Origin of the sequence: Streptomyces sp. NPDC006261 (genome assembly GCF_040613515.1) — a bacterium.
In the GTDB taxonomy this organism is placed as follows: Bacteria; Actinomycetota; Actinomycetes; order Streptomycetales; family Streptomycetaceae; genus Streptomyces.
Genome location: NZ_JBEXSI010000085.1, coordinates 1 through 20,286, shown reverse-complemented (window position 1 = coordinate 20,286; position 20,286 = coordinate 1). Strand labels below are relative to the sequence as shown.

Sequence of the window (20,286 nt, the reverse complement as noted above, 5' to 3'; positions counted from 1 at the left end):
GGCCACCCGTTTCGGGTGGCCCGCTTCTTCACTGTGGAGCTAAGGAGAATTGAACTCCTGACCTCCTGCATGCCATGCAGGCGCTCTACCAACTGAGCTATAGCCCCTTGCTGTCTGCCGCCCGGTTTCCCCTGGCGACATCGAGAACATTACACGGTCCCCCCGGCGCTTCACCAAATCGTTTCCGGTGCGCACATATATGCCCGGATTATCCCGAAGGTTGAACCGTCAGTCGCAGGTCAGGAGCCCGGAGGATCACGCCGTGGCGAAGGAGTAGAAGCGCTTGAGGGTGCAGTGCTCCTCCAGGAGCCGCCCGTAGATCGGCTCCCCCTCCAGCTCCCGGTAGGTCTCGATGGGGTCGCCCTTTATGATCAGCGCCTGGGCGCATTCTTCGCACCAGTACTGGTATTCCGGGTTGATCGGGTCCATGTCCCTGACAATGGGCGTACCGCTGCCGCACCAGTCGCACTTACGCCTGTGTGCACCCATCAGTCAGCTCCAGCTGTGGCCGCAGGCCGTGCACACGTAGGAGACCCCTCCGTTGTCGCCCAGGACTTGGGCCACGTGGGACGAACCGCAGGACGGACAGCCGAGCCGGGATCGATCTTCGGACGTTACGGGGCCGGGGGACGAGGCGGCGACAAGGGCCAGGTCGGGGACGTGTTCGCGACTCGCAGGCATCGCGCTCCCTCCCGATCGGTCCGTCGCCCCCTCCGGCGCTCCGATTCTGCCATGGCCCCGCAAGGGGGTCAGCCCGCTTCACGCCCCTATGCAGAAGATCCCGCCCCCAGACGGGGACGGGATCCTGAGTGTGGAGCTAAGGAGAATTGAACTCCTGACCTCCTGCATGCCATGCAGGCGCTCTACCAACTGAGCTATAGCCCCGCTGTTCGCTCTGTTTCCCTGCGTTTCCGCGCTGCGAACAAGAAGAACTTTAGCCTGTGACCTGCCGGAAAGTGAAATCCGGCCCCAGCCGCCCGGGGGCGGCCCTGCGACAGCCCGCGGACGGCGTCCGGGAGGGCCCTAGTCGTCGTCGCCGAGCACCGGCTCCGGCAGCGTGCCGGCGTTGTGCTCCAGCAGGCGCCAGCCGCGCGCACCCTCGCCCAGAACGGACCAGCAGCAGTTGGTCAGCCCGCCGAGCCCTTCCCAGTGGTGCGCCTCCAGGCCGAGGAGACGGCCGATCGTCGTCCTGATCGTGCCGCCGTGGCTGACCACGACGAGCGTGCCGTCGACGGGCAGCTTCTCGGCGTGCTCCAGGACGACCGGTGCGGCCCGGTCGGCGACCTCGGTCTCCAGCTCGCCGCCGCCCCTGCGCACCGGCTCACCGCGCTTCCAGGCGGCGTACTGCTCGCCGTACCGCTCGACGATCTCCACGTGCGTCAGGCCCTGCCAGGCGCCCGCGTACGTCTCACGGAGTGCGGCGTCGTGGGCCACGGTGAGACCGGTGACGGCGGCGAGCTCGGCGGCCGTGGCCGCCGCCCGCCGGAGGTCGGAGGCGACGACGGCGTCGGGCTTCAGCGAGGCGAGCAGCCGGGCGGCCCTGCGGGCCTGCCCGACGCCCTCCTCGGTGAGCTCGATGTCCGTGGAGCCCTGGAAGCGCCGCTCCAGGTTCCACGCGGTCTGGCCATGACGCCAGAGGACGATTCTGCGGCCCCTGCCGCTGCGGCCGCCGTTCAGCTCTGGTCACCTTCCGTGCTGCCGTTGAGCTGTGCGTGCTCCTCGGCCTTGCCTCGGGTCTTGATCGCGTCCTCGGGGAGGGCGATCTCGGGGCAGTCCTTCCACAGGCGCTCCAGCGCGTAGAAGACGCGCTCCTCGCTGTGCTGGACGTGGACGACGATGTCGACGTAGTCGAGGAGGATCCAGCGGGCGTCGCGGTCGCCCTCACGGCGCACCGGCTTGACGCCGAGCTCCTTCTGGAGCTGCTCCTCGATCTCGTCGACGATCGACTTGACCTGGCGGTCGTTGGGAGCCGAGGCCAGCAGGAAGGCGTCGGTGATCGACAGCACATCGCTGACGTCGTAGGCGATGATGTCGTGCGCGAGCCGGTCGGCGGCCGCCTGAGCGGCGGCGTTGATGAGCTCGATGGAGCGGTCCGTGGCGGTCACATGCAGGCTTTCGTCGGCGGTCGGATGCAACCTCTAGGGTCTCACGGACCGCCGACAACCCTTCCCGCCGACGATTACTTGGTCCTGTAGTCCTGGCCCAGCACGGCGGAGACGTCCGCGTTGGCGGCCGGTTCGCCCTTCTTCACGGCATCGGCGGGCAACCTCAGGGTCTTGGCGACCTCCGTGGCCTTCTCCTTGTCCCCGGCGCTCCGGTAGAGCACGACGGACTCGGTCTCGGCCTCGGCCTTGCCGCTGTCCACGAAGGCGTAGCCGCCGTTGACCAGCGCGATCCGGGCCGATTCCCCGGCGCGGGCGTCCCCGGTGGCGTTGCGGACGGCGACCCGAAGGGGCGCGCCCTCCTCGGGAGCGTTCACCGTGCCGCCGAGGATGTCCTTGACGACGCTGCGGGTGGCCGCGTCGGTGAGGGTGCCGTCGTCCTGGACCGGCAGCAACGCCGTCTTGTAGTCGCCGACCTTCGCCCGCGCGGCCAGCTTGGCGAGCGAGGCTCCGAGGTCCTTCTCCGGCAGTGACGGGTCCAGGACCTGCGCCAGCGTCTCCACGGTCACGGTCGCGGCCTTCGGGTCCTCCGAGATCTTGCGCAGCACCGCGCGCATGACCTCCCCGAACCGCGTCAGCTGCCTGGCCTCGGCCTCCCCGGGGGCGAGGTAGGTGGCGTACGCGACGGCCATCGGGCCGCTGAGCGTCTGCGCGTCCCCCTTCTTCACCAGGGGGGCGGCACCCTTCTTGGCGTCGGGCACATCGATGTCGGTGTCGACCTCGATGTTGCCGACCTGCTCGACGAGGATCTCCAGGTACGGGGTGTCCAGCCGCCAGGTGCCGCTGATCCTGGTACCCAGGAGGGTCTCGATCGACTCCCTGGTGCCGGTCCTGCCGTCGTCGTCGACGGACTTGCCCAGCGTGGTGGTGGCTCCGTCGTCACCGGCGACGGCGAGGGTGTTCGGCAGGAGGACGGTGGTGCCCTGTTCGGTGGTGGCGTTGTCGACGAGCAGGGCGGTCGACGTGCCGCCCTTCTTGGTGTTGTGCAGGTGCACCACGATCACGTCGCGCTGCTGCGCACCCACGGCGACGGACTTCTTCTCCTCCGGGCCGGAGAGGCCCGGGAGCATGTCGGCGGCCCAGAGGTACCCGACGCCGCCGGCGACCACGAGCGCGGCGACGACGATCAGGGCGATCATCCGGTTGCGGCCCTTGCGCCGCGCTTCCTCGCGCCGCTCGCTGCGGCTCTCGGTGAACTTCAGCCAGTCGATGACGTCTTCGGAGTCCTCGTCGGGCTCCTCGATGAACGCGAACTGCTCGGTGCGGTAGTCCGGCGCGGGGCCGCGCTGCCCGGGAACGGCGGCGTCCTCCTCGGCCGCCGGCTCCCGCTCGGGGGCCTGCTCGCGAGTGGGACGCGCCGCCGACTGCGGGGCGGCGTGCTGCGGTGCCTGCTCGGGGGCGGGGGCGGCTGCCTGCTGCGGGATGTTCCACTGACCGGTGTCGACGGCTGCGGGATGCTGCCCGGTGGCGTAGCCGTAGTCGGTGTAGCCCCCGTAGCCGTAGCCCGGGCTCTGACTGTATCCCTGGTCGGCGCCCTGAGCGTCCTGGCCACCCTGGTCCTGCTGGGGGTGCTGTTGCCCCGCGTAGGGGTCGTAGGGGTCGTAGGGCTGGGTCGGGGGCTGCTGGGACTGGCCGTACGGGTCGTATCCGTACCCCGCCGCGTCGGGGACCTGCCCCTGTCCCTGTCCCTGTCCCTGCTGGGCCGCGTAGGGGTCGTACTGCTGTCCGCCCTGCTGCTGCCCTTGCTGCTGGTACACCGGCTGCCCGTACTCGTCGTAGCCGATGATCTGCGGCTGCTGGTGGTACGGGTCGTGGTCGTACGGGTTCTGTCGGTCGTTCACCGGTGCCCCTCTCCGTGGCTCAGTCGCCGCGGTACAGCTGGCGCTTGTCGATGTAGCGGACCACGCCGTCCGGCACCAGGTACCAGACCGGCTCCCCCTGCGCGACCCTCTCACGGCAGTCCGTGGACGAGATCGCCAGCGCGGGCACCTCCACGAGAGAGACGCCGCCCTCGGGGAGTCCGTCGTCCGTGAGCACGTGACCCGGCCGGGTCACACCGATGAAGTGGGAGAGCGAGAACAGCTCCTCCGCGTCACGCCAGGTGAGAATCTGGGAGAGCGCGTCGGCGCCGGTGATGAAGAAGAGGTCCGCGTCGCCGTGGACCTCGCGCAGGTCCCGCAGCGTATCGATGGTGTACGTCGGTCCGCCACGGTCGATGTCACTGCGGCTGACCGAGAACTGCGGGTTGGACGCGGTGGCGATGACCGTCATCAGGTAGCGGTCCTCCGCCGGGGAGACCGTCTTGTGGCTCTTCTGCCACGGCTGCCCGGTCGGGACGAACACGACCTCGTCGAGATGGAACTGGGCGGCCACTTCGCTGGCCGCCACCAGGTGTCCATGATGAATCGGGTCGAACGTCCCGCCCATGACGCCGATTCGGCGCTTCTCCGGGCCGGTAGGCACTTCCTGCTCTCCCATGCGTGCAGAGCCTACTGGCACAGCTGTACGCCTCCGCCTCAGCGGTCGCGGTTGAAGCGGGTGGTGATCCACAGCAGGAACATCAGCGCGAGGAAGGCCAGGCCTCCGACGAGGTAGGGGTTGAGGCTTTCATGGTTGCCGCCACCCTCCCCTCCGGAGGCGAGGGTGACCAGCTCGTGTGCGGTGCTCGTGAGGCTCATCTTCGGCAGGACCTATCGATCGTGAATCGGAAGGAGACGTCGGGCACATCGTATGCGGGCGCCTCGGGCACGCTCACGCCGACTCAGTCGTTGTCATCGTTGTCGCGGTAACCGCGCAGCAGGAACCAGGCGAGCAGCACCGCTCCGACGATCGAGGCCAGCAGCACGATCCGCAGGGTGGCCCCCGGTCCCTGTTCGCTGGACACGGCGGCTAGCAGTACGGCGGTGTGCGGCATTTCGGGCGCTCCTCAAAGTTATCCACAGCCCCCCGCACACCGTAGCGCCAGCGCATACGCTGGCTTTTGTCCGGGGGACGAGCGACGTCTCGTACGAACAGGGGGCCATCCATGACCGACAGCAGTCTCGAGAACGTGCCGAGCAGGGCGCGCAGGCGATTCCCCGGGATCTCCTCCCGGGCCTACGAGCACCCGGCGGACCGCTCGGCCCTGGTGGCCCTGCGCCGGCTCACCGGTTTCGACACCGTGTTCAAGGCGCTCAGCGGGCTGCTCCCGGAGCGGAGCCTGCGGCTGCTCTTCCTCTCCGACTCCGTCCGGGTGAGCGAAGCGCAGTTCGCCCACCTCAACGACATGCTGCGCGACGCGTGTTACATCCTGGACCTGGAGAAGGTCCCGCCGATGTACGTCAAGCAGGACCCGCAGCCCAACGCCATGTGTATCGGGCTGGACGAACCGATCATCGTGGTCACCACCGGCCTGGTCGAGCTGCTCGACGAGGAGGAGATGCGGGCGGTGGTGGGCCACGAGGTGGGCCACGCGCTCTCCGGTCACTCGGTGTACCGGACGATACTGCTCTTCCTGACCAACCTGGCCGTGAAGGTCGCCTGGATTCCGCTGGGCAACATGGCGATCATGGCGATAGTGACGGCGCTGCGCGAGTGGTTCCGCAAGTCGGAGCTCTCCGCCGACCGCGCCGGGCTGCTCGTGGGCCAGGACATCCAGGCCTCGATGCGCGGTCTGATGAAGATCGCAGGTGGCAACCACCTCCACGAGATGAACGTGGACGCCTTCCTCGCCCAGGCCGACGAGTACGAGAAGGGCGGGGACCTGCGGGACTCGGTCCTCAAGATCCTCAATGTGCTGCCCCGGACGCACCCCTTCACCACGGTGCGGGCCGCCGAGCTGAAGAAGTGGTCGGAGACCCGCGACTTCCAGCGGATCATGGACGGTCACTACCCCCGGCGCGACGAGGACAAGGACGCCTCGGTGTCGGACTCCTTCCGGGAGTCGGCCTCGCACTACGCCGACACGGTGCGGACGAGCAAGGACCCGCTGATGAAGCTGGTCGGTGACATCGCCGGGGGCGCCGGGGACCTGGGCGGGAAGCTGCGCGACAAGTTCACCGGAGGCCCCGGGGCCACCAAGGGCGGTGCGGGCACCACCGCTACGGACGGGGACGGAACTCCCGAAGGGACCGAGGGTCCTGAGGGGCCTGAGGAGGGGCCCCGGAAGGCGTAGGGGCGCTCAGCGGCGCCAGGGTCCCGCAGAGTGCCGCCGCGGGCCGGCCCGCGGCGTACGGGTCGGTGGCCGCGGGACCCCGGTCGTCCGCCCGCTCCCCCGCCAGGAGCGGGCGCAGCGTCCCCGTCGCGCCGGACGAGCAGGACTGCGGCCCGGCCTGCACGTGGGCGGTGCGCAGCTCCAGCCGGTGCAGCCGCAGATCCTCCCGGTCGAAGCGGAAGTGCAGCTCGCGGCGGACGGTGAAGAGGGAGGCGCCGTCCTCCTTCCGGGGGCCTTCGGCCGGACGCAGGGCGTAGGTGAAGGTGTGATCCGAGACGACCTCCAAGGTGCCCGCGCCATCCTCCGCGTACGCGAGGGTGCCCTGGACCCGGACCTGTGGGTCCGCGAGATCCACCTGCGCCGGGTCGAAGCGCACCAGCCAGCCGGTGGTGGCGTGGAGCCCGTCGTCGGCGGGGCTGCTCATGGACCGTTCGAACTGGCCTCGCTGGTCCGGGTCCAGGAGCTGCTCGACGGGCCGGCGGACCTGGCCGGTGAGGACGTCCGGGTTGAGCGAGGACTCCACCAGGTAGTCCTTGACGATGGCGAGGGCGGTGGTGATCTGGCTGTCCGAGAAGTTCTGCGTGCGCCGTACGGAGGGGAAGTTGATGCCCGCCGCACCGGCCCGGAAGCCCGAGATCGGGGCGGCCCGGTACAGCCGCTCGGGTGATCCGGCGGGGACGGAGCCGCGCGGGGCCAGCGGCACCACGGTGGTCCGCAGCGGTTCTGCGCGCCGGGTGACGGGCTGCGGATAAGGGTTGCGGAAGCCGATGTAGACGGCCGTGGCGAAGGCCAGGGCGATGAGGACGACCAGCACGATGGCGGCCCGGGAGCCCTGGCCGGCCGGGGGCACCGGCTCCGGCAGCGCCCGCACGGCGCGGGCGTGCTCGCCCATCCGCTCCTGGGCCGAGAACTCCTGCATGCGGGCACTGCGGATGAACGATTCGTCGAAGACGAGAGAGCGGTACTCGTCCTCGCCGCCCTCGGGGTTCTCGGGCGGGCCGTTCGGCGGTTCTGAGCGGCCTGTCATGACGTCTCTCCCGCATCTCCGCACCACCGGTCTGCTCGGTGCGCAACGGTCTGCTTCGGCCGCCGGGCGTCCGCGTCCGGCAGCGAGAAGCCCCCCGGGAAGCGAGGGGTCATATCTTCAGAGTAGGTCGATCGGCGGTGACGTAAACGCGGAGAACCGCGGGAAGCGGCGGCCGGCGCCACCGCCGTGCGGGTGACGGCCGGGCCGGTCCCCCGGTGCGGGAACGGGCCCGGGACCCGTCAGGGGACGTGGGGCGTGGCGGAGACCGTCGGGCGGGAGTGCTCCACGGCGGCCGGCGGAATCGCCCCGGGCTGGTCCACGCCGCTGGTCACGGGCGGCGGCGCCGGGTCCTGTCGGCTGGCGGAGGCGCCCCGGTAGACGGCGGAGAAGGCGAGGGCGACCATCCCGACGCCCATCACCAGGGCCAGCAGCCAGGCGACCGGGCGGTGCCAGCGGGCGGCTCCCCGGTAGCCGCACTGCCCGTGCGGGTCTGGTTCGATTCCGTCGTCATCGGGGTCGTAGTCGAGGTCCTGGGGGTCGTGATGGGCCCTGGAGCGCCCGTGGGCGCCGTATTCGCCGTCCGTGGGGCGGCGGCTGCGGCGGGTCCGGGCGGTGTCGGCCTGCGCGCGGGCTTCGGCGGCGGCCAGCAGTCGCTCCACGGCGGTGGGTTCATGGACGACGGCGGCCCGGACGAAGTCCTCGTCGAACACCACGGAGGCGAAGTCCTTGTCCGCGCCCCCGCGGTCGTCGTCGGGCTCCCAGCCGTCCGGGAACGGCTTGCCCCCCACGTCGTCCGGCACGGTTTCAGGGTAGCCGGGCCGGCACCTTTTGGGCAGGAGCTCCGGAAAGTCGCCCGACGGGTGGGAGGGGAACATGCGGCCGGTGCCTGACCCGTGCGCGTACGCCGGGCGGGATGCCCGGCCGGCCCGGCGTACGGGGAGATGCGCGGCGCAGGCGCGGTTACCGGGTGTGGCCGTCGCCCGTGACGATGTACTTCGTCGAGGTCAGCTCCGGCAGCCCCATCGGCCCGCGGGCGTGCAGCTTCTGCGTGGAGATGCCGATCTCGGCGCCGAAGCCGAACTGCCCGCCGTCCGTGAAGCGGGTGGAGGCGTTGACGGCGACCGTGGTCGAGTCGACCAGCTGGGTGAACCGGCGGGCGGCCGCCTGCGAGGTGGTCACGATGGCCTCGGTGTGGCCGGAGGACCAGAGGCGGATGTGCGCGACCGCGGCGTCCAGGGAGTCCACGACCGCGGCCGCGATGTCGTACGACAGGTACTCGGTCTCCCAGTCCTCCGTCGTCGCCGCGACCACGGTGGCCTTGGCGGACTCGGCGTGGGCGAGGACCTGCTCGTCGCCGTGCACGGTCACCCCGGCCTCGGCCAGGGCGTCCAGGGCCAGCGGCAGGAAGGCGTCGGCGACGTCCTTGTGGACGAGGAGGGTCTCGGCGGAGTTGCAGACGCTGGGGCGCTGGGCCTTGGAGTTGATCAGGATGTCGACGGCCATGGTCAGGTCCGTCTCCGCGTCGACGTACACATGGCAGTTGCCGGTGCCGGTCTCGATGACGGGGACCGTGGACTCCTCGACGACCGTACGGATCAGGGATGCGCCGCCGCGCGGGATGAGGACGTCGACGAGGCCGCGGGCCCGCATCAGCTCCCGTACGGAGTCGCGGCTCTCGCCCGGGACGAGCTGCACCGCGTCGGCGGGGAGGCCCGAGCCGCCGACCGCGTCGCGCAGGACCCGGACCAGGGCGGTGTTGGAGGCGTAGGCGGAGGAGGAGCCGCGCAGCAGGACCGCGTTGCCGGACTTCAGGCAGAGGGCGGCGGCGTCCACGGTGACGTTGGGGCGGGCCTCGTAGATGATGCCGACCACGCCGAGGGGGACGCGGACCTGGCGCAGGTCGATGCCGTTGGGCAGCGTGGAGCCGCGCACCACCTCGCCGACCGGGTCGGGCAGCGCGGCCACGTCCCGTACGTCGGCGGCGATGGCGCGGATGCGCTCCGGGGTGAGGGTGAGCCGGTCGATGATGCCCTCGCTCGTACCGGCCTGGCGGGCTCGCTCGACGTCCTGCGCGTTGGCCTCGACGATCTCGGCGGTCCGCACTTCGAGGGCGTCGGCGACGGCCAGCAGCGCGTCGTCCTTGGCAGCGCGCGGAAGTGGCGCGATATCCGCGGCGGCGGCACGGGCCCGGTAGGCGGTCTGCGCGACCGGGGAGAGGTTGTCGTAGGGCGAGAGCGTGGTCATGCCCGCAGAGTAATGCGCGCTCTGCGGGCATACGGCACGTATCCCGTGATGCGAGACGGCCGACCCGAGGGGCGGACGCCTCATCTTGCGGCGGTTCAGCAGGTTCAGCAGGTTCAGCAGGTTCAGTAGGGGTGTACGCCGACGGGGGCGGCGGGTGGCGGCCCGTAGCCCTCGGCGATGCGCTGGTGGTAGGTCTCACGGTCGATGACTTCGAGGCCGACGATCTTCCACGGGGGCAGCTGGGCGCTGGAGCGGTGTTCGCCCCACAGCCGCAGGGCGACCGCGGCCGCGTCATGCAGGTCGCGGGCCTCTTCCCAGTAGCGGATCTCCGCGTGGTCGCTGGCATAGCGGCTGGTCAGCAGGAAGGGGTGGTCGTGCGCGAGCTGTTCCAGGCCGCGTCTGACCTCCGCCAGCGGCGTCTCGGTCCCCGAGACGCTGAGGGTGATGTGCCACAGCTTCGACTGCGGGCGGTCCTCCTGCTTCGCCGTCACCGGCTCCTGTTCGGCGGTGCCTCCCAGGGGCGGGTCGCGGTCGAAATCAGCCCCCGCTCCGACACTCGTCAGGGCGCGGCTGCCCGTGCCTCGGGGCGACGCCCCCGGGCGCGCTCGTCTCACCGGCGGCCTCCTGTGATGTGTTGCTGTGCGGACCCCTGATTTCCCGCTACAAAGTGGACCAGTCCACGGCCTGGTGTGGGGCGGTTTTGGTAAAGGTCCCTGCCCGATGGCGGGACTTTCAGCCGTTTCAGGGGGTGAGGCGGGGCGTGAGGACGACGAGATCGTCCCTGTGTACGACCTCGCGCTCGTAGGCGGGGCCCAGTTCGCGGGCCAGATCGCGGGTGGAGCGGCCGAGCAGCTGGGGGATCTCCTTCGCGTCGAAGTTGACGAGTCCGCGGGCGACCGGGGTGCCGCGCAGGTCGCGCAGCTCCACCGGGTCGCCGGCGCTGAACTCGCCCTCGACGGCGGAGATCCCGGCGGGCAGCAGGGAGGTGCGGCGCTCCACGACGGCTCGTACGGCGCCGTCGTCCAGGGTGAGCGCGCCCCGCGGGGTGGAGGCGTGGGCGAGCCACAGCAGCCGGTCGGCGGAGCGGCGGCCGGTGCGGTGGAAGTACGTGCCGGTGTCGCGGCCCGCCAGGGCGTCGGCGGCCCGGCTGGCGGAGGTGAGGACTACGGGCACGCCGGCGGCCGTGGCGATGCGGGCGGCCTCGACCTTGGTGACCATGCCGCCGGTGCCCACGCCCGCCTTGCCGGCGCTGCCGATGGTGACGCCCGCCAGGTCGTCGGGGCCGGTGACCTCGGCGATGCGGGAGGCGCCGGGGGTGCCGGGCGGGCCGTCGTAGAGGCCGTCGACGTCGGAGAGGAGGACCAGGAGGTCGGCGTGGACGAGGTGGGCGACCAGGGCTGCGAGCCGGTCGTTGTCGCCGAAGCGGATCTCGTCGGTGGCGACGGTGTCGTTCTCGTTGACGACGGGGACGGCGCCCATCGCCAGGAGCTGGTCGAGGGTGCTGTAGGCGTTGCGGTAGTGGGCGCGGCGGCTGGTGTCGTCGGCGGTGAGGAGCACCTGGCCGACGCGGACGCCGTAGCGGGCGAAGGAGGCGGTGTAGCGGGCCACCAGGAGGCCCTGGCCGACGCTGGCGGCGGCTTGCTGGCGGGCCAGGTCCTGGGGCCGGCGGACCAGGCCGAGCGGGGCGAGTCCGGCGGCGATGGCCCCGCTGGAGACGAGGACGACCTCGCGTTCGCCGCCGTCCCTGACCTTGGCCAGGACGTCGACGAGGGCGTCGACCCGGTCGGCGTCGAGGCCGCCGGACGCGGTGGTGAGCGAGGAGGAGCCGACCTTGACGACGATCCTGCGGGCGCCGGTCACTTCCGGGCCGCGCCCCGACGGCCCGTGTTCCGAGGGCCCGTGTCCCGACACCGTACGGTCCGACGGCCGCTGCTCTGCCACGTGCTTCCTCGCTCTGGATCGCCCCGGTGTCCGGTGAGGGGCGTGCGTGCCGCCCCCGGCACAGCACAGTACGCGAGCGGCCGCTCCCGCTGCCCGCCGGTTTCGCCCGGTGGACAGCGCGGGGCGCCCGGTGGGCAGCGCGGGGCGGCCGGGACGGATCAGCCCTGCCGCCCGTCCCCGATGGCGAGCATCCGGTCGACGACGCGGGCGGCGGCGCGCCCGTCGGAGGGGTCGCAGAAGTCGCCCCGGAACCGGGCGTACTTCTCCTTGTACTCCTCGCTCACCGCGTCGATGTTCCGGATCGCCGCGATCAGGTCCTCCGAGGTCTTGATCAGCGGTCCGGGCGCGCGGGAGGTGAAGTCGAAGTAGAAGCCGCGCAGGGTGTCGCGGTAGTGCTCCAGGTCGTACGTGAAGAAGAGCATCGGCCGCCCGGAGTGGGCGAAATCGAACAGCACCGAGGAGTAGTCCGTGATCAGCACGTCGGCGATCAGGTAGAGGTCCGCGATGTCCGGGTAGTACGTGACGTCGTGGACGAAGCCCTGTCCGGCGCCGGGGATGGAGTCGAGGACCTTGTGGTGCTTGCGGTAGAGCAGCACGTGGTCCTCGCCGAGCTCGCGCCGCGCGGCCTCGACGTCGATCCGGTTGTCCAGCTTGAAGCGGCGGCCGCCGTAGCGCTGGTCGTCGCGCCAGGTGGGCGCGTACAGCACGACCTTCTTGCCCGCGGGGATGCCGAGCTTCGCCCGTACGGCCGCGGCGCGCTTGACGCGGTCGGGGGCGTGGAAGACGTCGTTGCGCGGGTAGCCCGCCTCCAGCACCTCGCACTGGAGGCGGAAGGCGCTGGTCATGATCGGGGTCGTGAAGGCGTTCGGCGTGATGAACAGGCTGTACTGGCGCGAGCGCTGCGGGAGGCTCGCGATGTAGGCCAGGTTCGCCTTCGGGGTGCCGAGGAGGTCGGCGCCGATGCGCTTGAGCGGGGTGCCGTGCCAGGTCTGGACGACGACCTGGCCCTCGCGGCGGACGAACCACTCGCGGATGCCGCCGTTGGTGACGACGTACCGGCTGCGGGCCAGCGCCTCGTACCACTCCTGGCTGCCCCACTCCACGCCGCGCACGCCGGGCGGCAGGACGACCTGCTGGTCGTGGACCATCGCGATGTGCTCGACCTCGGTGCCGCGGCGCTTGATCTCCTCGTACACCGCGCGGGGCGAGTCGGAGAACTGCTTGCCGCCGAAGCTGTTGTAGAGCACGGCCTCGCGCAGTGGCAGTCTGCGCTGCCCGGGGGTGTAGGCGTCGCGCATGAGGCGCTGGCGGTAGGCGCCGCGCAGCTCGGGGCCGAGGACCGGTCCTGACTCGACGAAGATCCGGTCGAAGTCGATGCGCTCCACGGTGTACGTGCGGTGCTCGCCCCGGTGGGAGAGCGGCAACAGGGAGACGAGGTCGGGGCGGAGCGTCACCGGGAGGTCGCGGGTGTGGTCCCACTCGGTGCGCAGGCGCAGGCGCGGCATCCAGCGTCCGGCGCGCAGCGGCACGGTGCCCTCGTAGCTGGACATGGCGTCCGGGCGCAGGCGGGCGGTGAAGCGGCCGTCCGCGAACGCGACGGGCAGCGGGCGGTCCTCGTTGCGGCCGGTGTGGCGCAGGACCATCTTCATCCGCTCGGCCGGGCCCGTGTAGGCGCCGGAGAGCACCAGCTCGCCGTCGGCGCTCCACTCGACGCTGTCGACGACCGGCTGGACGGTGCGCAGTTGGAGGCTGAAGTTCCCGACGCCGTCGGTGAGGATCGCCAACTCACGCCCGTCGGGGAGCGGGTGGACGCCGGTGCGCAGGTTCTCACCGTTGGTGGCGCGGCGGGTGGTGCCGTCGGCGAAGACGATGAGCGTGCGGTACTTGCGGGAGGTGCCGGGGGCGATGCCGTCGACGGGGAGGCCGGCGAGAGGCAGCTCGGCGGTGTGGCGGAACCAGCCGTCGTCGCCGGTGCCGGTCGGCCGGAGCGGCAGGTCGGTGGCGAAGCCGCTCGGCTCGTGGTCGATGCGCAGGGCAGTGGGGAGCTTGGCGGCGGGGGCCGTCACCCGGGAGCGGAGAGTGACGGTGAGGGTCTCGCCGTCGGCCTCCTGGGCGTCGACCTCGGCGGGGACGACGTCCACGGTGAGCCTGAGGCGGTTGCGGTCGAAGCCGGCGACGAGCCGGACGCCGTCGTCCAGGACGCGGGTGCGGCTGTGTCCGGCGGCGCCTGCGCTGTTCTTGGTGATGCTGCCCACGGACATCCCGCCGGGGCGCGGGATGCCGATGCCCAGGCGCCAGGTGCCGGACTGCCACTGGCCGCGCACGCGCAGTCGGCCGGGGTCGATGCCGAGCTCGAAACCTGACCAGTCGTAGTTGTGGAGCGCGCCCTTGGCCTCGGCCGTGGCGCGGGGCTCCTCAACTGTGCGCAGGCGCAGCGGGAGGGTGGAGCGGCTGCCCTGGCGGCGCAGCACGGCGACGCGCAGGGAGCGTTTGCCGGTGGCGGAGGGGACGTTGGGGATGTAGGCATAGCCCTTGACGACGAGCTTGCCGTCCTGCCAGGCGAGATCCAGGAGCTTGCCGCGTACGGGGAGTTCGCTGCGGTTGAAGTTGCGCACCGAGGACGGCAGCGAGGAGCTCTCGATGCCGGGCAGTTCGATCCGGGCCCGCCGCAGGCCCTTCACGGAGAAGGCGCCGGGGTTCTCCCGCTCGTAGTGGAGCAGTTCCGCCAGCTCCTCGCCACGCCCGCTGGCCGCGAGGTGCCACTTGACCCGGGCCATCGGCGAGAACTGACGGACGATCCTGGGGGCCGCCCTGTCCAGGAAGTCCTTGGCCGCGCTGTGGAAAGCGGGGCGCTCCTCGGCCGGGGTCTCCGGGAAGTACTTCATGAGCCGGCTGAGCTCTTCGGGGATCGCTTCGAGGGACGCCACGGAGGAGTGCCTTTCCGGGGGTGGACGTAGAGATGGTGAATTCCTAGGGGACGGGGTGCGAGGAAGACGCCGACAGCGGTCTCATGGATACACCCCGGACCGGCGTGACGCCAATCACACGAGCGGGCCGTTCGACCCCCGCGGGCGGACAGCGCGGGGGCCCCGGAACCCGTTCGGTCAGACGCGGTGCGCGCGGGGAGTGCGCAGGGCGCTCAGCACCCTGCGGCGGACTTTGCGGACAACGCGCCGGGCGAAGGACACGCGTGGCTTCGGCCGCGGCGGCTCGATCCGCCGACCGTCGACCCATTCGGTGACGGTCACCTCGTAGGCGCGCTTCGGGAGCACGAAACCCTTGCCCGCCCGGTCGAAGTGCGGGTAGGCGAGGAGGATCCGGTCACCCCTGCGGACCACCTCGGGCTCCTTCTTGTCCCGCAGGAAGGCCGCGATGTCGAGCAGCAGGTCGAGCCGCCCCCGGGCGAGAGCGGTGAGCCGCAGCCGCTCGTGGACCTTGAGCCTGCGGCCGAGTTCCGGTGTCCAGTAGGCGTCCATCAGGGGGGCGGCGAGCGCCGCCTTCTCCCGGCGTACGGTGTCGGACTGATTCACCAGTCCGGGTCCGAACTGGGGCAGCAGTGTGATGACGAACGGACGCACCATCAGTGAATCCCGGTGGGGTCCGGGGGGCACCAGGTCGGCGATGAGCTCCATGAGGGCGCGGGCCGAGTCGAAGCGCCGCCGGTGGTCGCCCTTCTTGGTCATCTGGTTGCCGTCCTTGCGGCCCACCAGGTAGTAGCAGGTGTAGTCGGCGACGACGGACACGCCGTTGCCGCGCAGATACGCCTCCATGGTGAACAGGGCGTCCTCGCCCGTCTTCAGCTTCTCGTCGAAGCGCATGCCGAGCCGTACGAGGAGGTCGCGCCGGAACAGTTTCTGCGCGCTCAGCGTGAACTTGATGTTGGATTCATAGAGGTCGGCGTGGTCGACGGTCTCTTTCCACATCGACTTCGCGGCTCCGCGGTCGACGCCGACGATCTTTCCGAGCACCACGTCCGTGCCCGCCCGGTCGCCCATGGCGACCATGCGCTCCAGGGCTTCCTCGCCGAAGTAGTCGTCGGCGTCGAGGAAGAAGACGTACCGGCCGCGGGCGAGCTCCAGGCCGAGATTCCGCGGGCTGCTGGGGCCTCCGGAATTGGCCTGCCGGACGACGCGCATGGGGATCGCCGTCCGGGCGGCGAACTCCTCCAGGTAGGCGCCGGTGCCGTCCGTGGAGCCGTCGTCGACCGCGACGATCTCCAGCCGTCCGGCGCCGATCGTCTGTGCCTCCACGGACTCCAAGCACCGGACGAGGTAGGGCATCGCCTCATACGCTCCGATGATCACACTGACATCGGGCTCGTGGTTCGTCCTGGGCAGGTCCGCCATATGCACCTGTCGATTTCATCACGAAAGAAGGCGTTTTGCCCGGCTACGCACCCTCCATGCACCGACACGCCGAACGGCCCGTACATCCCTCCCTCAGGAAGACGTACGGGTCGCTGCCGGGGTTGCATCCCTTTCGGACAGTCCGGCCTTCCGGGCCGCCCGGTCGGTGTGCGACTCAGCGCGCCGGCGAGGCCCCTCCGGCGACCGCGGTCTCCGCCGCCGCCTCCACCGCTGCCTCCGGCGCCACCTCGGAGACGCCCACCGCGTCCGGGTCCGCCACGGCGCCGGCCTCGGCCGGCGCCTCCGGCTCGCCGGTGACGGCGCTGTCGCCGGGGGCCCCCTCACGGTCCGGGACGGCGATGACCTGATCGCCGAGCCGCTGGGCGACACCGGCGTTGCGGGCCTCGGCCTTGGCGGCGAGCGCCCGTACGGCGGCGTTGAACTGCTCCATGGAGGTCGGCTCGTCCGGGCCCAGGAGATACGACTTCAGCTCGCGGCGCGCCCCGGCCAGCACATCGGCCGCCGGGTCCGCGACGGCGGCCAGCAGCCCGTCGAGCTCCTCGGCGCTGTTGGACAGGATGACCGCGGCCCGTACGGCGGTGTTCTGCCGCCTGAACTCCTCGGCTCCGAGCTCCGCGGAGTCGGTCACCGCGTACGGCTTTCCGCTCGCGATGAAGTCGGAGACCACGCTGGAGATGTCCGAGACCATGGCGTCGGACTCGTTGAAGCAGTCGTACAGCTTGGGCTCCGCACCCACCACCGTACGGTGCTCCCACCAGCCGAAGGAGCGCCAGTAGGCCTCGTTCCACGCGGCCCGCAGCTGCGCCGTCTCCACCTCACGGGCGGGGTCGGCGAGCGAGACCCGCGACTCCTCCGCCTCGTCCCCACCGGCGCGGCCCACGACCGCGAGCTCCGCGAGGCGGGCGTTGATCCGTACCAGCTCGGCCGTGGCGGCGCTCCGGGTATCCGCCGTCCGCTCGGCCTCCTCCGCCCAGCGCGGCTCGGCGGCGCGCTCCGCGGCCGCCTTCCCCAGCATCGCCCGGATACGGGCGTCGACCGCCTTGGCCTCGCGGCTGCGGATGCCGGTGAAGGGGTGCGGCTTGTAGATGATCCGGACCGGGTCGTCCGCGGCGAGCAGCCGGCGCACGATGTTCTCGCCCGCCAGGAGAAGCGAGGTGTTGCCGGGGCTGTCGTCCCAGCCCTCCCAGGTGGGGGCGTACAGCACGGTCGGGATGGGGTTCTTCACCGCACCCGTCCAGCTCTTGATGGGCTCCAGCTGGGGGCGGCCGACCTCGACGATGTCCTCGTCCCGGACACCCACGTCGGCCAGCGCGTAGCGGTCGCGGCCGGCCCGGCCGGCCGTCCAGACCTCGTCGTAGACCTTGGAGTACGGGTTGACGCTGGCGAGCTTGTCGCTGTCACCGTGGCCGATGAAGACGTGCTTCATGGTCGGCACGCGCAGGATGTGGATGTTCTTGCCGACGTTGGCCGGATACAGGCAGACCCGGGCGGTGGAGAGGTCCAGGTTCATCAGGTGCGTACCCGCCGGGACGCAGAGCACCGGGACGGAGGTCTCGGCCAGCTGCGGGACCAGACCGCGCTCCCGCATGATGATCAGCGGCCGGCCCTCGACGCGGGCCATCGTCTCCAGCCACATGTTGCCCTGGTAGGCGGACTCGTTGGAGCCGGAGAAGTAGAGCACCACGGTCGGCTGGTACTCACGCAGCCAGGTGTCGACGGCCTTGAGCACGGCGGCCGCCGGGGGCACCAGACGGCTGCGTCGCACGTACGGGACAAGCGCCACGGTGTAGAGCAGGGCGAGCAGCAGGGTGAGCGCGGCACCGGCGTAGCCGACCCCGTCCTCGCCGGTCCCGGCGGCGATCAGGATGCCGGCCATCGCCGCGATGTCGAGGTGCAGCATCTTCTCGGCGGAGCGGTGCAGCAGCGCACCCGGCGGGGCGTCGGGGATGCGTACGGAGTGCAGGTCCACGTTGCGGGTGACGACCGGCATGGTGCGGCGCAGCCGGATCAGGGTCGTCACCGCGCCTTGCGGGGCCTGCAGGCCGTAGAAGATCAGGAAGCAGGCGACCGCCGTGTAGAAGAGCGGCTCCTCGGCGAGGCCCAGCCGGGCCAGCAGCAGGACGAGCATGAGCTGGCGCAGCAGGAAGCGGATGGACAGTCCGGCCCGCACCTTGCCGAGCCGGTTGATCAGATAGCTCCCCCGCTGGTGCAGATACCAGTCCGCGGCATATGTGAGCGCCGCGGCCGCCGCGAAGAACCAGATGTTCGGAATGAGCGCGGCGAGCATGACACAGGGGTATCCCAGCCCCATCAGCAACGCTGCCGCGAGCTCTGACCTGCTGCCCACACGGGCCAGGCGAATAGCTGTCGAAATCACGAAGAACCTGCTCCAGGGGGGTGCCTGTCGGATCACGCATGGGGGAAAGTGTGAAGAGAAGACTGCACGAACACGGGCCTCTGCCGTCGCGCTAAGCGATGACAGAGGCCCGTATACACACAATGGTCAAGAATTATTACACATCCCCTTGACGGTCCAGCGCGTAGGCCAGCGCCTGCTCGAACCCGGAGGACGCGGAGGCTTCGGCCGTCGGGTCCTGCTGCCGTACGTCGACGACGTGACCGGTCATCTCGGAGAGCAGGACGTCCAGCGAGGTGTGCGCCACGGCCTCCGAGGAGAGCAGCGAGCCCTCCGGCTCCTGGCCGAACGCCTTGGTGCGCATCGGTGTCGCGGTCCGCTCCGGGTTGACGCAGTTCACCCGGATCCCCTCGCCCGCCCACTCGTCGGCGAGCGCCTGGGTCAGGTTGACCATCGCGGCCTTGGTGGAGGAGTAGAGGCTGTACTCGGCGCGGCCGCGGGTGTAGCTGCTGGAGGTGTAGAGCAGCAGCTGGCCCCGGGTCTCGACGAGGTACTTGTAGGAGGCGCGCGCGATCTGGACGGGGGCCAGGTAGTTGACGTTCAGAGCTTCCTGGATCGTCGCGTTGTCCGTCTCGGCCAGCTTGCCGATGCGCAGGACGCCCGCGGTGTTGATGACGTAATCGACGCGGCCGGTCTCGGCGTACGCCTTGGCGAGCGCCGCGTCGACGTGGTCCGGGTTCTCCACGTGCGTGCCGGTGGTGGAGCGGCCCAGCGCGTAGACACGCGCGCCGTGGCTCTCGGCCAGCGCAGCGACGTCGGCGCCGATCCCGTACGAGCCGCCGAAGACGACGAGGGTCTTACCGGAGAGCAGCTCACGGTAGGCGGCCTCGTCGGCCTGGCGCGGGGCGGCGGTGGAGGCGAGCTGGAAGAGCTTGTCGGTGATGAAGACGTCGACCGGCTGGGTGACCTTCATGTTGTACTCGTCGCCCGCGACCACGTAGATCGGCACGTCGGGGAGGTACTTGAGGACGACCGAACAGTCGTCGGTCGCCTGGAAGTTGGGATCTCCCGCCGCGATCCGGTACGCCTTGCGGATCGTGGAGAGCTTGAACGCCTGCGGGGTCTGGCCGCGGCGCAGCCGGGAGCGGTCGGGGACCTCGGTGATGAACTCCCCGTCCCCGCCGTGGGTGCGGGTCACGATGATCGTGTCCGCGGAGGGGATGGCGACGTCGACGGCCTGGTAGCGGTCGAGGGCCTCGACACAGTCCCTGATCACACGCTGTGACAGCAGCGGGCGCACCGCGTCGTGGAAGAGGACATTACGGTCCTCGCCCTCGGCCAGCCCCTCGCCGAGGACCGCGATGGCGCGCTCGGTCGTCTCGTTGCGGGTGTTGCCGCCCTCGATGATCCGCGTGACCTTGGTCAGCTGGGCCCTGGCGACGATCTTCTCGACGTCGGGTACGAAGCCGGGTGCCATGAGCACGATGACGTCGTCGATGTCCTCGGCGTTCTCGAAGATGGTCAGCGTGTGCTCGATGACCGCCTTGCCGGCGATCTTCAGCAGCTGCTTGGGGATCGACAGTCCCACGCGCTGCCCGGTGCCACCGGCGAGTACGACCGCGGTGGTCCGGGGCTTGGCTTCGTGCGGCTCAGACACAGACGACCTACCTTGCTATGACGGGGGAACAGCGCGATGCTCGCACTCTCCGTGACCGTCTCGCAAGGTGGACGCCGTCCGCCGCACCCCCCGCGGAAACCGGCAGTTCACCCTCTGGCCAGGGAGGTTGGACGGCCCGGGTCCGGTACGCGCGTGATCCGATCCACAGAGATGTTGCATAATCTGCACATCTGTGGCCCTTGCGCCGCCTCTGAGCGGACCGCCGGGACGGCCGGACCACCGGACATCCGGCCCGAGACGACCGGACGGCTGGACTCCATATGGACAAGGCCTTGATCTGGTCGTATGTGTCGGTTGCGGGTCCCAGGGTACAAACGAT

18 protein-coding genes and 2 tRNA genes are annotated in these 20,286 nt (G+C 70.7%); 1 reads left to right on the top strand and 19 read right to left on the bottom strand.

The window, feature by feature from the left end:
• Positions 1-34: 34 nt before the first annotated feature.
• From ABZ154_RS32440 to ABZ154_RS32395, 10 genes are all read right to left on the bottom strand, one after another.
• Positions 35-107 (bottom strand) — tRNA-Ala (locus ABZ154_RS32440).
• Positions 108-255: 148 nt separating this feature from the next.
• Positions 256-489: a hypothetical protein gene (locus ABZ154_RS32435; RefSeq protein ID WP_356837938.1), complete on the bottom strand. Its 234-nt coding sequence runs from the start codon at positions 487-489 to the stop codon at positions 256-258.
• 3 nt (positions 490-492) lie between these two features.
• The gene (locus tag ABZ154_RS32430) at positions 493-681 is read right to left on the bottom strand and encodes a hypothetical protein (RefSeq protein ID WP_356837937.1); all 189 of its coding nucleotides are present in this window, start codon (positions 679-681) and stop codon (positions 493-495) included.
• Between the two features lie 131 nt (positions 682-812).
• Positions 813-885 (bottom strand) — tRNA-Ala (locus ABZ154_RS32425).
• 138 nt (positions 886-1,023) lie between these two features.
• A complete protein-coding gene (locus tag ABZ154_RS32420; protein WP_356837941.1) occupies positions 1,024-1,677 on the bottom strand; it encodes a histidine phosphatase family protein in 654 nt (217 codons plus the stop codon).
• Positions 1,674-2,105 carry a ribosome silencing factor gene (rsfS, locus tag ABZ154_RS32415; RefSeq protein WP_356837936.1) on the bottom strand — a complete coding sequence of 144 codons (432 nt, stop codon included), beginning with the start codon at positions 2,103-2,105 and terminating at the stop codon, positions 1,674-1,676. The genes ABZ154_RS32420 and rsfS overlap by 4 nt, the downstream gene beginning before the upstream one ends.
• Before the next feature lie 74 nt (positions 2,106-2,179).
• Positions 2,180-4,003 (bottom strand): LCP family protein, encoded by a 1,824-nt coding sequence (locus ABZ154_RS32410; RefSeq protein ID WP_356837935.1) that lies wholly within the window; start codon positions 4,001-4,003, stop codon positions 2,180-2,182.
• Positions 4,004-4,022: 19 nt separating this feature from the next.
• Entirely contained in the window at positions 4,023-4,640 is a 618-nt protein-coding gene (gene nadD, locus ABZ154_RS32405; protein ID WP_063738414.1) for a nicotinate-nucleotide adenylyltransferase, read from the bottom strand.
• A gap of 38 nt (positions 4,641-4,678) precedes the next feature.
• Positions 4,679-4,840 carry a hypothetical protein gene (locus tag ABZ154_RS32400; RefSeq protein WP_018511513.1) on the bottom strand — a complete coding sequence of 54 codons (162 nt, stop codon included), beginning with the start codon at positions 4,838-4,840 and terminating at the stop codon, positions 4,679-4,681.
• Positions 4,841-4,923: 83 nt separating this feature from the next.
• Positions 4,924-5,076, bottom strand: a complete 153-nt coding sequence (locus ABZ154_RS32395; protein WP_356837934.1) for a hypothetical protein — start codon at positions 5,074-5,076, stop codon at positions 4,924-4,926.
• A gap of 111 nt (positions 5,077-5,187) precedes the next feature.
• Here ABZ154_RS32395 and ABZ154_RS32390 point away from each other — a divergent pair, with 111 nt between their 5' ends.
• A complete protein-coding gene (locus ABZ154_RS32390; protein WP_356837933.1) occupies positions 5,188-6,315 on the top strand; it encodes a M48 family metallopeptidase in 1,128 nt (375 codons plus the stop codon).
• On the opposite strand, the gene ABZ154_RS32385 is transcribed toward ABZ154_RS32390, so the two are convergent.
• The 9 genes from ABZ154_RS32385 to ABZ154_RS32345 form a co-directional block, all read right to left on the bottom strand.
• Positions 6,242-7,381 (bottom strand): hypothetical protein, encoded by a 1,140-nt coding sequence (locus tag ABZ154_RS32385; protein WP_356837932.1) that lies wholly within the window; start codon positions 7,379-7,381, stop codon positions 6,242-6,244. The genes ABZ154_RS32390 and ABZ154_RS32385 overlap by 74 nt on opposite strands.
• Positions 7,382-7,620: 239 nt before the next feature.
• Positions 7,621-8,181, bottom strand: a complete 561-nt coding sequence (locus ABZ154_RS32380; RefSeq protein WP_356837931.1) for a hypothetical protein — start codon at positions 8,179-8,181, stop codon at positions 7,621-7,623.
• 160 nt (positions 8,182-8,341) lie between these two features.
• Positions 8,342-9,625: a glutamate-5-semialdehyde dehydrogenase gene (locus ABZ154_RS32375; RefSeq protein WP_356837930.1), complete on the bottom strand. Its 1,284-nt coding sequence runs from the start codon at positions 9,623-9,625 to the stop codon at positions 8,342-8,344.
• 122 nt (positions 9,626-9,747) lie between these two features.
• Complete coding sequence (locus ABZ154_RS32370; RefSeq protein WP_356837929.1) at positions 9,748-10,239, bottom strand: hypothetical protein; 492 nt, start codon at positions 10,237-10,239, stop codon at positions 9,748-9,750.
• A gap of 127 nt (positions 10,240-10,366) precedes the next feature.
• Positions 10,367-11,485, bottom strand: coding sequence for a glutamate 5-kinase (gene proB, locus ABZ154_RS32365; RefSeq protein ID WP_356837940.1), 1,119 nt, complete (start codon positions 11,483-11,485; stop codon positions 10,367-10,369).
• Positions 11,486-11,724: 239 nt separating this feature from the next.
• A complete protein-coding gene (locus ABZ154_RS32360; RefSeq protein WP_356837928.1) occupies positions 11,725-14,493 on the bottom strand; it encodes a CDP-glycerol glycerophosphotransferase family protein in 2,769 nt (922 codons plus the stop codon).
• Between the two features lie 177 nt (positions 14,494-14,670).
• Positions 14,671-15,912, bottom strand: a complete 1,242-nt coding sequence (locus ABZ154_RS32355; RefSeq protein ID WP_356837927.1) for a glycosyltransferase family 2 protein — start codon at positions 15,910-15,912, stop codon at positions 14,671-14,673.
• A gap of 175 nt (positions 15,913-16,087) precedes the next feature.
• Positions 16,088-18,220, bottom strand: a complete 2,133-nt coding sequence (locus ABZ154_RS32350) for a hypothetical protein (protein ID WP_356837939.1) — start codon at positions 18,218-18,220, stop codon at positions 16,088-16,090.
• Positions 18,221-18,446: 226 nt separating this feature from the next.
• Positions 18,447-19,946, bottom strand: coding sequence for a bifunctional cytidylyltransferase/SDR family oxidoreductase (locus ABZ154_RS32345; protein ID WP_356837926.1), 1,500 nt, complete (start codon positions 19,944-19,946; stop codon positions 18,447-18,449).
• Positions 19,947-20,286: the final 340 nt, after the last annotated feature.

Excerpts from the sequence above, each read along its gene's own strand:
- ABZ154_RS32435 (WP_356837938.1), bottom strand. The coding sequence starts at position 489 with ATGGGTGCACACAGGCGTAAGTGCGACTGGTGCGGCAGCGGTACGCCC.
- ABZ154_RS32430 (WP_356837937.1), bottom strand. The coding sequence starts at position 681 with ATGCCTGCGAGTCGCGAACACGTCCCCGACCTGGCCCTTGTCGCCGCC.
- nadD (WP_063738414.1), bottom strand. The coding sequence starts at position 4,640 with ATGGGAGAGCAGGAAGTGCCTACCGGCCCGGAGAAGCGCCGAATCGGC.
- ABZ154_RS32400 (WP_018511513.1), bottom strand. The coding sequence starts at position 4,840 with ATGAGCCTCACGAGCACCGCACACGAGCTGGTCACCCTCGCCTCCGGA.
- ABZ154_RS32395 (WP_356837934.1), bottom strand. The coding sequence starts at position 5,076 with ATGCCGCACACCGCCGTACTGCTAGCCGCCGTGTCCAGCGAACAGGGA.
- ABZ154_RS32390 (WP_356837933.1), top strand. The coding sequence starts at position 5,188 with ATGACCGACAGCAGTCTCGAGAACGTGCCGAGCAGGGCGCGCAGGCGA.
- ABZ154_RS32385 (WP_356837932.1), bottom strand. The coding sequence starts at position 7,381 with ATGACAGGCCGCTCAGAACCGCCGAACGGCCCGCCCGAGAACCCCGAG.
- ABZ154_RS32375 (WP_356837930.1), bottom strand. The coding sequence starts at position 9,625 with ATGACCACGCTCTCGCCCTACGACAACCTCTCCCCGGTCGCGCAGACC.
- ABZ154_RS32355 (WP_356837927.1), bottom strand. The coding sequence starts at position 15,912 with ATGGCGGACCTGCCCAGGACGAACCACGAGCCCGATGTCAGTGTGATC.
- ABZ154_RS32350 (WP_356837939.1), bottom strand. The coding sequence starts at position 18,220 with ATGCTCGCCGCGCTCATTCCGAACATCTGGTTCTTCGCGGCGGCCGCG.